Genomic DNA, 12912 nt, shown 5'->3' with positions numbered 1-12912 from the left:
GGACGGCGGCGATCCGGCGGGCTTAATCGGCTTCCTGAAAGCGATCCGCCACCAGAGCTTCCAAAGCATCGAGGGCCGCCGCCGCATCCCCGCCCCGGGCCCGCAGCATGATTTTATCGCCACAGGCCGCAGCCAGCAGCATCAGCCCCATGATCGAGGTGCCACACACGCTGACATGATCTTTTTCCACGGTAATTTCAGCGGAAAAGCTTTCGGCCATCTTGACGAATTTGGCAGAGGCCCGGGCATGAAGCCCCCGGCTATTGATCAGAATGAGCTGTTTTTCCAGCCAATCATCAGGATCGCTTGTGCTCATGATGAACGGCTGGCCGGGTCGTTTGATGTGCCCGCCAGAACCCGGCTGGCGATATTGATATAGCGGCGGCCTGCTTCCTGAGCCGAGGCCACCACATCATCCAAACTGCCGGTGGCGCGCACGCTGGCCAATTTGATCAGCATCGGCAGATTGATCCCGGCAATCACCTCGACCGATCCCTTGCCCAGAAGGGAAATGGCAAGATTGGAGGGCGTGCCGCCAAACATATCGGTGAGCAGGATCACCCCGTCGCCGCTGTTCACCTCTTCGGCGGCGGCGGCAATTTCGGCACGGCGTTCTTCCATGTCGTCATCGGGTCCGATGGCAATCGCCCGCACCTGCTCTTGTGGGCCGACCACATGTTCCATGGCCGATACGAATTCTTCGGCGAGGCGACCATGGGTCACCAATACAAGGCCGATCATCGGCAGATCCCCCCCAAAGTGAAGTTTATTGTGCGCATGTCATTCCTCAACAGGTCCATAAGTGGCATCGCGATGGATGATGTTGACCTGATAACCATCGTCTTCCAAGACCCTTCCAAGCTTTTGTGCAACGAAAACCGATCTGTGTCGTCCGCCGGTGCAGCCACAGGCGATGGTGACATAGCTTTTGCCCTCATCGCGATAGAGCGGCAGCAGAAAAGACACCATATCTGACAAGGAGGTAAAGAAAGGGTCAAAGCTTTTGTCCCTCGCAATATAATCCGCCACCGCCTGTTCACGTCCGGTGAGATTTTTCAGGGCCGGTTCATAATTGGGATTGCGCAAGAACCGCACATCGAACACCAGATCCGAATCGCGCGGCAGCCCGCGGGAAAAACCGAACGACATCACATTAACCAGAAGCGCCGGGGTTTTTTCCAGAGAATAGCGGGTGGTGAGTCGCCGTTTGAGATCATGAACGGTTTGGTTGGCGGTATCATAGATAAAATCGGCGCGGGCTTTCACCGGGGCCATGATTTCGCGTTCCCGAACGATGCCATCCTTCACCGGGCGATCATGGGCCAAAGGATGCCGCCTGCGGGTTTCGGAATAGCGCTGCACCAATACATCATCATCGCAATCGAAAAACAGCAAAGACACCGAAAAATCCGGGCGATTGACAAGGGAGGCAACCTGATGAAGAAATTCCGGTGCCATGAAGGCCCGGGTGCGGCTATCGACGCCCACGGCAATGGGCCTTTGCGCATCCATCTTTTCATTTTCATGGCCGGTCTTCAAAAGCCGGGTCAGCAGCGAAAGCGGCAGATTATCAACCGCTTCATAGCCCAGATCCTCGAAAATTTTGAGCGCCGTGCTTTTCCCTGCACCATTCATGCCGGTAACGATGATGATCTTCTGACAGGGATCAGAGGCTGTGGCGGGCATGGGATAAATCCGTTGAGGCAAGACATCGGGCAAAGGCAAGGCGGACCTTGGCGGCAGCCGAAGACTCGAAAGCATAAAGGGCAAAAAGCGGTAATTGAAGCCCCATCAGCGTTTCATACGAGGGTTCGGGCATCCGCTCCATCCGATCTTCGGGCACCAGATCCACCAGCAGGCGCAGGGGGGCCTGATCCAATGTGGCCATCGGCACCAGACCAAGGCCGCGCACTTCCATCAGGCCTTTGATCTTTTCGGGAGCGCGGGCGATCAACGCCCCCCCCTCAAGATGCAGGTCCACATAATCATCAGCCACCAAAAGCCCGCCGCCATCAATAAGGCGCAGGCCCAGATCGGATTTGCCCGCGCCGGATGGCCCCCGCAGCAAAACCGCACCTTCAGAAAAAGCAATGCATGTGGCGTGAAAAACAGTCATGAGGCGCAGGGTTGGGGAAGTGCGCCCCAAGGTCAACAGTCAAGTGCATCGGTGATCTGATTTTTATAACAAATTATTTCAAAGCCGGGGCATGCTGACGCAAAAACGCGCCCCGGTTGGGGGGGTATCTGTGTCGCCATCAGGGCTGGCGCTGCGATTGCTGGCGCTGATCTGCCCTTTATGGGCTTCAACGATCTGTTTCGAGATCGAAAGGCCAAGCCCGGAATGGGTGCCAAAGGCTTCGGGTTCGGGGCGTTCGGAATAAAAGCGTTCAAAAATTCGCTGAGCCGCCCCTTCGGGTAAGCCCGGCCCTTCATCCTCGACCAAAAGTTCGAGCCTCGCGCCTTTGCGGCTGAGAGAGACCCGGATGGTGCCGCCATCAGGGCTGAAGGAAATGGCATTTTCCAAAAGATTGGCGATCACCTGAGCCAATCGGCTTTCCAGCCCGCGCACCATCATCGTGCCCGGCTTTGGTTCCTGAAACAGGATTGTTTTTTGGCCGCAATCCTCGCGGGTCCGATTGGCATCCACCAGCATCGCCACCAAAAGCCCCAGATCCACCGGTTCCATCCGCGAACGGGTGAGATCGGCATCAAGGCGCGAGGCATCGGAAATATCGGTGATCAGGCGATCAAGGCGGCGCACATCTTCAGCAATGATCGCCAATAAACGCTCGCGGATGTCCGGCTTATCGGTCCGGCTCAGGGATTCTGCCGCCGAGCGCAGAGAGGATAAGGGGTTTTTCAGTTCATGGGCCACATCGGCGGCAAAGGAATCGATGGCATCGATCTGCCGATAAAGGGCTTCGGTCATATCTGAAAGGGCCAGAGACAGATCACCGATTTCATCATTGCGATCAAAGCGCGGCAGCCGTTTTTCACGGCCAATTCCATTGCGCACCTTTTCGGCGGCCCGCGCAAGCTGGCGCACCGGGCGGGCGATGGTCGAGGCCAGAAAGATCGACAATAAAAGTGTGGCGGCCAAAGAGGCGGCGGATACCTTGAGGATCATGATCTGTTCGGACCGCACGATGCTCTCGATGTCGCTGGTATCGGCCGAGACCATCAAAGCCCCCAGAACCCGGCGAAAACGCTGCACCGGAAATGCGGCAGACAACAGCAAAGGGCCGCCGTCCAAAGCCCGGATCTGGCGATCCGGTTCCCCGGACAGGGCTGAAAGCACCTCGATATAATCCCCGGCCTGTTGGGTGGGGGATTCGTGATAAAGGGGCACCATCGGGCGATCCGCCACCAGATCGAGCAGATCATTGAGCTGATCGAGCATGTTTTCACGCAAGGATTTCTCGCGGCCCAAGGGGGGAAGAATTTCTGCCACCACGGATTGGCTGCCCGCCAGAAAGCGGCTATCGACCATCAATTGCCCTTCGATCCCGAACAGGCGAGCGCGGATTTCCGATGGCCCCACAAGCCGGGCGATGATCAGCCGGGCATCGGGCTCATTGATGCTGCTCGATTCCGGCCCGGCGGTGGCGGCTTCACCGATGGCCCCGGCCAGAATTTCCGCCTGCACACGCAATTGATCCATGCGGCGGTCGATCAAAGTCTGGCGAAATTCGGTGAGATAGAAAATGCCGCCCACAATGCTCATCAGGGCGATCAGATTGACCGCCATGATCCGCAGCATCAAAGGCGATATGGGCCACCGCCAGCGCCGCCTCTGCCGCTTTTGGACAAGGGGTGGCTGGTCATCAGACGATGGATCGTCTTTTCGTGATGCCGCTGTTTTGCGCCTGCCGCCCTCACCCATTCTAGAGGCTGCATCCTTTTTTGGGGTTATCGCCAACCAAACCTTAAACCTGGCTCAGTTCTCCCGATAGCGATAGCCAACACCATAAAGGGTTTCAATGGATTTGAAATCCTTGTCAACAAGGCGGAATTTCTTGCGCAGGCGCTTGATATGGCTATCGATGGTGCGATCATCCACATACACATCATCGGAATAGGCGGCATCCATCAATTGATCCCGGCTTTTTACATGGCCGGGGCGCTGGGCCAGGGTTTCCAAAATCATGAATTCCGTGACGGTCAGGGTCACATCCTTGCCATCCCAGCTCACCGAATGGCGCAGGGAATCAAGAACCAGCTTCCCCCGCACCAAAGTTTGATCATCCTCGCCGGGGGCGGGCGGCGCGCCATGGGCGCGCTGCTTCATCGCCTTGGCCCGGCGCAAAACGGTATGGATCCGGGCAATCAGCAGGCGCTGGGAAAAGGGCTTTCCCACATAATCATCGGCCCCCATTTTGAGGCCCAGCAGTTCATCGATCTCATCATCTTTCGAGGTGAGAAAAATCACCGGCATATCGGTCACTTCACGCAGGCGGCGCAATAATTCCATCCCATCCATGCGCGGCATTTTGATATCCAGAACCGCCAGATCGGCCGGATTATCGCTGAGCGCGGTCAGGGCCTTGTCGCCATCGGGATAGCTGCGCACGCGAAAGCCCTCGGCTTCAAGGGCCACGGTCACTGAGGTGAGAATATTTCGGTCGTCGTCTACCAGAGCGATGGTCGATGTCATAAGAAGCTCCTGTGATCGCATGATCCTTCTGGTTATCGAAAGATTGCGACATAAGCATGGCCTCTAAAGGCCGCTGATGATCATGCCTCTAATGGTTTTGAAAGGCACGGAGAAAAACGCTGCAAAGGCCCTAAGGGTTCGCTGTCACACCCGAATATCGATGAACTGGCCCAGCCGTTCAAAGGCCGGGCGGGGCGATGGCCGCCCCAAAGCCTCGCGCCCGAATTGGGCCAAAGTCCGGGCCAGTTCCTGCCGGGCGTCATCGATATCGGCCCTTGATTGCGGCTGGCTTGAGCGGGATCGGGCCGTTGCCCGGCTGCGGTCATCGGGGGCGCTTGGCTCGGAATTCTGGGGGCCTGAGCGCGATCCCGGCGTTATCGGCTCCACCGGATCAGAGAGCCGGGCACGCGATTGGGCCAGCGATTGGGCTTGCGACGAAGGGGCGAGGGGCACCAGCGCTCGGGAAATGGATGGGGGGCTGTCCACGACACTCTCTCCTGTTCGCCATGGCAGAACCGGATGCTTCCTCGGTCTTCTTGGCCCTTTTGCCGATCGCGATCATTGGGCCTATGGGACAAGAGCGAAGGAAGGCTCGGCTATTGTGGCGTCAAAGTTTTCAGGTGACGGTCGATTTCTTCGAGGCGATCAGCAGGGGCAATCGCCCGCGCCCGATCCAGCGCCATCCTTGCGCTCTCCTCATCTCCTCTTACCATATACGCATTGGCGAGCCGAAGCCAGCCCTCAAAATCATCGGGGTTTTCATTTAATCGTGCGGCCAGCCGGGCCACCATCTGATCGATCATCGCCGCTTGTTCATCCGCGCTCATCTCGGCGGCAGATGATAAGGTTTCTTCTGATAACACAGGCATCCCCGGGGCCGCCCCGCTCACCCGCCCGGCCAGCGCTTTTTGCTGGGCGATGGCGTTTTCGAGGCGATCGATGCGGGCCTCCAGATCCCTGCGCCAAGGGGCATCGGGGGGGGTGTTGGCAAAAAGGCTGGTCCAGCGGCTTAAGGCATCTTCCGGGCGATCATTTTGTAAAAGCCCCAAGCCCACATAATAAAGCGCCGTGGGGTGCGCAGGCTGAAGCATAAGGGCGCGGGCAAAGGCCAGATCGGCGGCAGGGGTGACCCGCCCTTCGGCTAAAGCCACCAGAGCTTCGCCCAGGCGCGCCGCCATATCGGGATCATCGGGCGCAAGGCTGCTGGCCTTTTGATAGGCGCGGGCGGCCCGGGGATATTGCCCGGCATTATAGGCCGTGCGCCCCAAAATCACCCAGCCATCCAAACGCTGAGGGGTTTGGGCAAGGCGCTGTTCCAATTCACTGAGCAGGGCATCAATATCGGGGCTATCCTTGCCGGTGGCTTCGGTGCCTTTTGCTCTATCCTTGGGCGCATCCGCCCCGGCAAGGCTGGCGGATTGGGGTGAGCCAAGGGCAAGATAAAGCGGGTAGGCGCCCACCAGAACCACGAGACTGATCCCTAGGATCAATCCGGCTTTTCCTTGGTTGGTGGCGGGGTCGGCGGCGGGAGCATCCTTCTCGGCCTCATCAAGGCGCAGGATGCGGCGATCAATCTCGATCCGCGCGGCGCGGGCTTCGTCCGCATCGATCAGGCCCCGCTGGCGATCCTCATCGATCTCGGCCCGCTGTTTTTGATAAAGCTGCAAATCGGCATCGCGGCGGCTGGCCGTAGTGGGTTTGCGGATTGCCGCCCAAAGGGGAAAGGCAAAGGCCATCAGCCCCATGATGGCAAAAATCATCCAGATCATCGGTTCTGTTCTCCCTGATCGGCATCCCGATCAGATGTCGCGCCGCTTAAGATCGCATCGAGCCGGGCTTGTTCTAAAGCATCAAGGGGCTGGGGCCGTGCCTGCGGAGTTTGACGGCTGCGGTACCATAAAAACACCAAAGCCCCCAGCAAAAGGCCGGGAGGAAACAGCCATAAAATGAGGGTGCGCAGATTGAAGGGGGGCGACATCAATACCCAATCCCCATAGCGCGAGACCAGAAAAGCCTCGATTTCCTCGCGATTTTTGCCCTCGGCCACCTGTTGGCGCACAAGGATGCGCAGATCCCGGGCCAAAGGCGCATTGGAATCCTCGATGGATTGATTTTGGCAAACCAGACAGCGAATGCCCGCCATGATCAGCCGGGCGCGGGCTTCCTGTGCCGCATCGGGCAAGGGGCGATCATCGACCGCAACGGCGCTGGCCGGAAGGGAGGCAAGGCAGAACAAACCCACAATCAGGATCGCCACGCCTTTCTTTATGACCAGCCATCGCTTCATCATCCGCCTGCCTTCTCGTCAGCAGGGCTTTTCTGCGCGGCCTTTTTGATGGCTTGGCGCAACTGATCCTGATTTTGCGGCAGAATGGGGCCGATATGCTTATAGGTGATCTGGCCCTGACCATTGATCACATAGGTTTCAGGCACCCCATAAACCCCGAAATCAATGCCCACCCGGCCATCCCGATCCGCGCCGATCCGGCGATAGGGATTGCCCAATTCCCCTAAAAAAGCGAGGGCATCTTCGGGCTTGTCTTTGTAATTCAGGCCATAAAGGGGAATGCCTTCATCGGCCAGTTCCATCAGGAAAGGATGCTCGATCCGGCAGGGCGCACACCATGAGGCAAACACATTCAAAAGCACCGCCTCGCCCTGCGCCAGATCGTTGCTTTGAAGCCCTTCACCGCTCATCCATAAAGGCGGCAGGTCAAAAGCCGGCACCGGCTGGGCAATCATCGCCGAGGGGATTTCGCGCGGCTTTAAAAACAGGCCGATGGTCAATGCCATGACCAGCGCGGCAAATAACAGCAAAGGCACCCAGAGGATGGGGCGCATGGATGGGCTCCTTTTCTTATTCTGCCGGCAGGGCCTGGGGGCCGGGCCGGGTGGTGATGGCGGCCCGCTTGGGAGCCCCCACCCGCAAACGCCGATCCGAAAGAGAGAGGCCGCCGCCTATAACCATCAGACCCACCCCCATCCAGATCCATGAAATCAAAGGCTTCCAATAAAGCCGGGCCGACCAGCCGCCCTTGCCATCGGGATCGCCCACCACGGCATAAAGATCGCCCATGATCAGGGGATGGATCGCGGCTTCCGTGGTTTCCATCGGTGGGGCGCTATAGGCGCGCTGTTCGGGATAAAGCTCGGCCACATGATGCGTGCCCTTCATCACCGTGAAATGCCCGCGAACGGCGGTATAGTTCGGCCCGCCCACTGGCTCTACACCTTGAAAAATCATGGTATAATCGGCCACTTCGGTGGCATCGCCGGGATGGACCAGCACCAGCTTTTCGGTCATCCAGCTTTCGGATGCGGTGATCCCCAATACCAGCACAGCCATCCCCATATGCGCCGACCACATGCCCCAAATACCGCGCGGCACACGGCGCAAACGCCCCAAAGCCGCCATGGGCGCAAAAGGCCGTTGGGTGATTTTGGCCTTGTGCCCCATATCGGTGAGGATCGATCCCAAAAGCCAGAAAGCCAGCGCAAAGCCCAAAAAGGCCATCACCGGCCCCGGCCCCCAGATGAGATAGGCCCCCCCCGCCCCCACAAAAGCGGCAAGGCCCGCCAGCCGCAGCATCCCCAAAGCCCGGCCCAGATCCCCGCGTTTCCACGCCAGCAAGGGGCCAAAGCCCAGGGCGATGAGCAGCAAAACCATCAAAGGCACGAAGCTGATTTCAAAAAAGGGCGGCCCCACCGTGACCTTCGCCCCGCTCACCGCATCGAGAAAAAGGGGATAAAGCGTTCCCACCAGAACAATGGCGGCAGAAATGCTCAGGAGAACATTATTGGCAACCAAAGCCCCTTCGCGGCTCAGGGGGGCGAAAAGCCCCCCCGCTTCCAGCGATCCGGCGCGAAAGGCATAAAGGGCCAAGGAGCCACCAATGGCCAGCGCCAGCAGGATCAGGATGAACAGCCCCCGTTCGGGATCAACGGCAAAAGCATGCACCGATGTCAGCACCCCGGATCGCACCAGAAAGGTGCCTAAAAGGCTCATGGAAAAGCCAAGAATGGCGAGCAGCAGGGTCCAGCGCTTCAAGGCATCGCGTTTTTCCATCACGATGGTGGAATGCAGAAGGGCCGTGGCGATGAGCCAGGGGATGAAGCTGGCATTTTCCACCGGATCCCAAAACCACCAGCCGCCCCAGCCCAATTCATAATAAGCCCACCATGAGCCAAGGGCGATGCCCGCTGTGAGCGCCATCCAGGCAAGCAAAACCCATGGCCGCACCCAGCGCGCCCATAAAGGCCCCAATCGGCCCTCGATCAAGGCGGCAACAGCAAAGGAAAAAGCCACCGAAAGCCCCACATAGCCCAGATAGAGCAAGGGCGGATGAAAGGCGAGGCCGGGATCTTGCAACAGGGGATTGAGGCCGCGCCCCTCGATGGCTGCCGGGATTACCCGCTCGAACGGATTGGAGGTGAGAAGCATGAACAGCAGAAAAGCGCCGGTAATCAGCGCCTGAATGGCCAGAACACGGGCCCGGAAGCTGAGCGGCAAGGCCCGCCCGAACAGGCCAACCAATGATCCGAACAGGCTGAGGATCAAAACCCATAAAACCAGCGAGCCTTCATGATTGCCCCAAACGCCCGAGATTTTATAGAGCAATGGCTTCATACTGTGGGAATTGGCCACCACATTCAAAACGGAAAAATCGGATACCAGATATGCCTGCATCAAAGCGGCAAAGGCGATCAGGATGAACAGGAACTGCCCCACCATCAAAGGCACGGCAAGGCTCATCAGCCGCTGATCATTGCGGCTCGCCCCATAAAGGGGAGCAATCGCCGCGAGGCTGGCCATCAGCAGGGCAAGGATCAAGGCAAAATGGCCGATTTCGGGGATCATGCGCCCTCCTCATCGCTATAGGATGCCCCCATGGGGTGGCCGCGCTCCTGCAGGCCTTCATAAACCTCTTTGGGCATATAGTTTTCATCATGCTTGGCCAGCACCTGATCGGCGATGAACCAGCCCTGATCATCCAGCCGGCCATCGGCGATGATGCCTTGTCCTTCGCGAAAGAGATCGGGCAAAATACCGCTATAGATCACCGGCAGGGCCGTGGTTCCATCGGTGACCATGAAGCTGACACTGGTGCCGTCATCGCGCTTTTTGAGCGACCCGCTTTCCACCAGCCCGCCCAAACGAAAGGCATGGCCCGCTGCCAGATTCTGTTCGATCACATCGCTGGGCAGGCGGAAATAAAGGAGGGCATCATCCATCGCCCGCAGGATCAGAAAGGCTGCCAAAGCCAGAACCGTCAGGCACAGGATCACCAGCCAGAATCGCCGGCGCTTTCTGTTCCAGGCTTTGTGCCCACCTAAAGAGCGATGCGGGGCGTTTGTGCTCATGAGTTTGTTTCCAGATGATCTTTTTTGGCCTGATCTGTATCGGCCTGATCGCCCCGGCGGCGGCTGCGCGCGGCTTTCAGCATTTCGGCGCGCAGGCCATTGATTTTCTGCTCGCGCCAGCTTAGCCATGCCAAAGCGATCAGCACCAGAAAAACAAGACCATAAGCAGCCCAGATATAGCCGCCATAGCCGCCCATGTGAAAAAATTCATGGCCCATGGCTAAAGGGCCTCCTCTGGCCGGGGGGCCAGATGCTGGTCTTGGCGCTGTTCAGGGGGCTGATCCGGCCTTGGCATGACCCCCAAAGCCTGCAGCTTCAGCGCGGCCAATCCCGCCTTCATCCGCCACAGGAAAATCACGACGAAATAGGTTTGAAAGGCGGCCAGCATCAGATAAAGCGGCGGCCGCATCGAGGGATCGATACGCGGCCCATCGGCCCGAAACAGGCTGGCGGGCTGGTGCAGGGTGGTCCACCAATCAACGGAAAATTTGATGATCGGCAGATTGATCACCCCTACCAGCGCCAGAATGGCGGCAGCGCGGGCGGCTTTGCTGCGATCATCGAAAGCACCCCAGATCGCCAGATAGCCCAGATAGAGGAAAAACAGCACGAGAACCGAGGTGAGCCGGGCATCCCACACCCACCAGGCCCCCCACATCGGCTTACCCCACAAAGAGCCGGTGGCCAAAGCCAACCCGGTGAAAGCCAGCCCGATGGGGGCCACGGCTTTGCCCGCCACATCGGCTAAAGGATGCCGCCAGACAAGGGTGGAAAAACCGGCAGCAGCCATCACCAGATAACAGAACATGGCCATATAGGCGCTGGGCACATGCACATACATGATCCGAACACTCGACCCCTGCTGATAATCGGCGGGGGATAAGATCAGCGCCCAATAAAGCCCGGTGGCAAAAAGCCCAAAACACAAAAGCATGGCCACGGGCAGAATTCTATCTGCCAGACGAACAAAACGCGCGGGATTTGCGAACCAATGCATGAACAAGATTTAACCCTTCATCCCATGACAGGCAAGCCAATGCGCAAGCCATCAGCCATCCTGCGGCATGATGGCGCTATTCCATGGCCAGCCGCAAGGCCCCGGCCGCGGCCAGCGGCCCTAAAACTGCGAAAATAAGGCTCAGCCCGCCAAGAAAATTGAGATTGGCCGCAACCGATGCCAGCCCATCCACCGCATCCACCGCCCCCACGCCAAAGATCAATGTGGGGATATAAAGGGGCAAAACCAGCAGGGCGATCAGCGCTCCCCCCCGGCGCACCGCAACCGTGAGCCCTGCGGCCACCGCCCCCAAAAGGCTGAGCGCGGGGGTGCCGATCAGCAACGACAGAAATAAAGTGGGAAGGGCTTGGGCTTCGAGATGCAGCATCAGGCCAAACAGTGGTGACAAAATCACCAGCGGCAGCAACATCGCCAGCCAATGGGCCAAAGCCTTTGCCAGCACCACAAGGGGCAGGGGCAAAGGCCCCAGAGCCAGGGCATCAAGGGTGCCGTCCTCATAATCGGCCTGAAACAGACGATCGAGTGACAGCAAAGCCGAGAGCAGCGCCGCAATCCATAAAACGCCCCCGGCAATCCGCGCCAGAATCGCAGAATCAGGGCCAACCCCAAAAGGAAACAGGCTGATCGCCACGGCATAAAAAGCGATCACCAGCCCGGCGGCGCCGCCCTGCTTATAGCTCAGCCCGATATCGCGCATCATCAAAATGAAAAAAGCCCGCAGCATCGGCCTATCCATCCTCGAACAGGGGGCTTTGGAATGCAGGCGCGTCAAAGGCGGGGGCATAGCCATCGAGATCAAGGCGCGGACCGGGCAGATCAAGGCTTTGATGGGTGGCGAGGACCGCCAGCCCCCCCTGTGCCAGATGATCGCCCAAAAGGTCGATCAGCCGCGCCTGATGATCGCGATCAAGGGCGGTGGTGGGTTCATCGAGCAGCCAAAGCGGCCGGGGCGCCAGTAAAAGCCGCGCCAGCGACACCCGCTTGCGCTGCCCCGATGACAAGGCGTGAAGGGGGATGGCCAGCAGATCCTCAAGGCCCAGCCGGTTTATGGCCGCCTCCATCAGGGCTTTTTGATCATGGCCGCCATCGCCTAAAAAACGTGACCAGAATTGCAGATTTTCATAAACGCTCAGGGCTTCTTTCAAGGCAAGGCTGAAGCCTGCAAACATCGCCTGTTCGCGCAATAGCGCCGGTGTGCGGGACAGGGCTTCCCCATTCCAGCGGATTTCACCGGAAAAAGGCGGCGACAAGCCCGCGAGCAGGCGCAAAAGGCTGGTTTTCCCACTGCCATTGGGGCCATAGAGGCACAAAGCCTCGCCGGGCTCGAGTGTAAAATTCAGCCCATGAAAAACCAACTGATCGCCCCGGCGGCAGGCCAGATCATGGCCGGCCAAAACCGCATGGGGAAAAGGCTGTGCAGCATGGGGAGCGGCCCCGTTGGCGGGCTTTGGCATTGTCATGAAACCAGCATAAGCGATCGATCGATCCGCGCCTAGTGACTTGTCCGCGCCGCCACCAAACTTCGTCATCAACTCTGTTGTTGGATTTTCATATCTCTGATTTTTGCGTTAGCGATGACGATGATTTTTCGCATGAGAGCGGTTATGGCGACGATCTTGCGTTTTCCTCTTTCGACGAGGTTTCTGTAGAAGTCTCCGAGCCGGGATTTGGATCGCGCTGCGGTTAAGGCGGCCATAAACAGGATGGTCTTGGCGTTTCTTCGTCCCGGCCGGATGAACCGCTTGCGCGAGAGGCTGCCGCTGTCGCGGGGATGGGGTGCGAGCCCGGCCAAAGAGGCGGCTTGCTTACCGCTCATGGAGCCGAGTTCGGGCATTGTGGACATCAATTCTATGGCGGTGATGCGGCCAACGCCATGAAT

17 protein-coding genes are annotated in these 12912 nt (G+C 58.7%); all 17 read right to left on the bottom strand.

Annotation, left to right across the window (positions count from 1 at the left end; all coding sequences use genetic code 11):
* Positions 1-22 precede the first annotated feature (22 nt).
* Positions 23-316, bottom strand: coding sequence for an HPr family phosphocarrier protein (locus tag QK300_RS04315; RefSeq protein WP_281300618.1), 294 nt, complete (start codon positions 314-316; stop codon positions 23-25).
* Entirely contained in the window at positions 313-741 is a 429-nt protein-coding gene (locus tag QK300_RS04310; protein ID WP_281300619.1) for a PTS sugar transporter subunit IIA, read from the bottom strand. The genes QK300_RS04315 and QK300_RS04310 overlap by 4 nt, the downstream gene beginning before the upstream one ends.
* Positions 742-780: 39 nt before the next feature.
* On the bottom strand, positions 781-1686 hold the full coding sequence (gene rapZ / locus QK300_RS04305; RefSeq protein WP_281300620.1) for an RNase adapter RapZ: 906 nt from the start codon (positions 1684-1686) through the stop codon (positions 781-783).
* The gene (locus QK300_RS04300; protein ID WP_281300621.1) at positions 1667-2116 is read right to left on the bottom strand and encodes an HPr kinase/phosphatase C-terminal domain-containing protein; all 450 of its coding nucleotides are present in this window, start codon (positions 2114-2116) and stop codon (positions 1667-1669) included. Before QK300_RS04300 ends, rapZ begins: the two co-directional genes overlap by 20 nt.
* Before the next feature lie 78 nt (positions 2117-2194).
* Entirely contained in the window at positions 2195-3883 is a 1689-nt protein-coding gene (locus tag QK300_RS04295) for a stimulus-sensing domain-containing protein (protein ID WP_281300622.1), read from the bottom strand.
* A gap of 54 nt (positions 3884-3937) precedes the next feature.
* The gene (locus QK300_RS04290) at positions 3938-4654 is read right to left on the bottom strand and encodes a response regulator transcription factor (RefSeq protein WP_281300623.1); all 717 of its coding nucleotides are present in this window, start codon (positions 4652-4654) and stop codon (positions 3938-3940) included.
* 144 nt (positions 4655-4798) lie between these two features.
* Positions 4799-5140, bottom strand: a complete 342-nt coding sequence (locus QK300_RS04285; RefSeq protein WP_281300624.1) for a hypothetical protein — start codon at positions 5138-5140, stop codon at positions 4799-4801.
* A 110-nt stretch (positions 5141-5250) separates the two neighbouring features.
* A complete protein-coding gene (ccmI, locus tag QK300_RS04280; protein WP_281300625.1) occupies positions 5251-6423 on the bottom strand; it encodes a c-type cytochrome biogenesis protein CcmI in 1173 nt (390 codons plus the stop codon).
* Positions 6420-6944 carry a cytochrome c-type biogenesis protein gene (locus QK300_RS04275; RefSeq protein WP_281300626.1) on the bottom strand — a complete coding sequence of 175 codons (525 nt, stop codon included), beginning with the start codon at positions 6942-6944 and terminating at the stop codon, positions 6420-6422. Before QK300_RS04275 ends, ccmI begins: the two co-directional genes overlap by 4 nt.
* Complete coding sequence (locus QK300_RS04270) at positions 6941-7495, bottom strand: DsbE family thiol:disulfide interchange protein (RefSeq protein WP_281300627.1); 555 nt, start codon at positions 7493-7495, stop codon at positions 6941-6943. The genes QK300_RS04275 and QK300_RS04270 overlap by 4 nt, the downstream gene beginning before the upstream one ends.
* Before the next feature lie 16 nt (positions 7496-7511).
* The gene (locus QK300_RS04265; protein ID WP_281300628.1) at positions 7512-9512 is read right to left on the bottom strand and encodes a heme lyase CcmF/NrfE family subunit; all 2001 of its coding nucleotides are present in this window, start codon (positions 9510-9512) and stop codon (positions 7512-7514) included.
* Positions 9509-10015: a cytochrome c maturation protein CcmE gene (ccmE, locus tag QK300_RS04260; protein ID WP_281300629.1), complete on the bottom strand. Its 507-nt coding sequence runs from the start codon at positions 10013-10015 to the stop codon at positions 9509-9511. Before ccmE ends, QK300_RS04265 begins: the two co-directional genes overlap by 4 nt.
* A complete protein-coding gene (gene ccmD, locus QK300_RS04255; RefSeq protein WP_281300630.1) occupies positions 10012-10233 on the bottom strand; it encodes a heme exporter protein CcmD in 222 nt (73 codons plus the stop codon). Before ccmD ends, ccmE begins: the two co-directional genes overlap by 4 nt.
* Before the next feature lie 2 nt (positions 10234-10235).
* Positions 10236-11012 (bottom strand): heme ABC transporter permease, encoded by a 777-nt coding sequence (locus QK300_RS04250; RefSeq protein ID WP_281300631.1) that lies wholly within the window; start codon positions 11010-11012, stop codon positions 10236-10238.
* A 76-nt stretch (positions 11013-11088) separates the two neighbouring features.
* Positions 11089-11757, bottom strand: a complete 669-nt coding sequence (gene ccmB / locus QK300_RS04245; protein WP_281300632.1) for a heme exporter protein CcmB — start codon at positions 11755-11757, stop codon at positions 11089-11091.
* A 4-nt stretch (positions 11758-11761) separates the two neighbouring features.
* Positions 11762-12493 (bottom strand): heme ABC exporter ATP-binding protein CcmA, encoded by a 732-nt coding sequence (gene ccmA, locus QK300_RS04240; protein ID WP_281300633.1) that lies wholly within the window; start codon positions 12491-12493, stop codon positions 11762-11764.
* Positions 12494-12561: 68 nt separating this feature from the next.
* Positions 12562-12912, bottom strand: a 351-nt coding sequence (locus QK300_RS04235) for a transposase (RefSeq protein ID WP_281320817.1), incomplete at its 5' end; no start/stop codon positions are given.

It is taken from the genome of Iodidimonas sp. MBR-22, from assembly GCF_029946565.1.
GTDB lineage: Bacteria > Pseudomonadota > Alphaproteobacteria > Sphingomonadales > Rhodothalassiaceae > Iodidimonas > Iodidimonas nitroreducens.
The sequence above is the reverse complement of the archived record's forward strand: the minus strand, read 5'-3'. Positions and strand labels throughout refer to the sequence as shown.

What these genes read in the sequence shown, in the direction of transcription:
- QK300_RS04315 (WP_281300618.1), bottom strand. Translation starts at nt 316, where the DNA reads ATGAGCACAAGCGATCCTGATGATTGGCTGGAAAAACAGCTCATTCTG.
- QK300_RS04310 (WP_281300619.1), bottom strand. Translation starts at nt 741, where the DNA reads ATGATCGGCCTTGTATTGGTGACCCATGGTCGCCTCGCCGAAGAATTC.
- rapZ (WP_281300620.1), bottom strand. Translation starts at nt 1,686, where the DNA reads ATGCCCGCCACAGCCTCTGATCCCTGTCAGAAGATCATCATCGTTACC.
- QK300_RS04300 (WP_281300621.1), bottom strand. Translation starts at nt 2,116, where the DNA reads ATGACTGTTTTTCACGCCACATGCATTGCTTTTTCTGAAGGTGCGGTT.
- QK300_RS04295 (WP_281300622.1), bottom strand. Translation starts at nt 3,883, where the DNA reads ATGGGTGAGGGCGGCAGGCGCAAAACAGCGGCATCACGAAAAGACGAT.
- QK300_RS04290 (WP_281300623.1), bottom strand. Translation starts at nt 4,654, where the DNA reads ATGACATCGACCATCGCTCTGGTAGACGACGACCGAAATATTCTCACC.
- ccmI (WP_281300625.1), bottom strand. Translation starts at nt 6,423, where the DNA reads ATGATCTGGATGATTTTTGCCATCATGGGGCTGATGGCCTTTGCCTTT.
- QK300_RS04275 (WP_281300626.1), bottom strand. Translation starts at nt 6,944, where the DNA reads ATGATGAAGCGATGGCTGGTCATAAAGAAAGGCGTGGCGATCCTGATT.
- QK300_RS04270 (WP_281300627.1), bottom strand. Translation starts at nt 7,495, where the DNA reads ATGCGCCCCATCCTCTGGGTGCCTTTGCTGTTATTTGCCGCGCTGGTC.
- QK300_RS04265 (WP_281300628.1), bottom strand. Translation starts at nt 9,512, where the DNA reads ATGATCCCCGAAATCGGCCATTTTGCCTTGATCCTTGCCCTGCTGATG.
- ccmE (WP_281300629.1), bottom strand. Translation starts at nt 10,015, where the DNA reads ATGAGCACAAACGCCCCGCATCGCTCTTTAGGTGGGCACAAAGCCTGG.
- ccmD (WP_281300630.1), bottom strand. Translation starts at nt 10,233, where the DNA reads ATGGGCCATGAATTTTTTCACATGGGCGGCTATGGCGGCTATATCTGG.
- QK300_RS04250 (WP_281300631.1), bottom strand. Translation starts at nt 11,012, where the DNA reads ATGCATTGGTTCGCAAATCCCGCGCGTTTTGTTCGTCTGGCAGATAGA.
- ccmB (WP_281300632.1), bottom strand. Translation starts at nt 11,757, where the DNA reads ATGCTGCGGGCTTTTTTCATTTTGATGATGCGCGATATCGGGCTGAGC.
- ccmA (WP_281300633.1), bottom strand. Translation starts at nt 12,493, where the DNA reads ATGACAATGCCAAAGCCCGCCAACGGGGCCGCTCCCCATGCTGCACAG.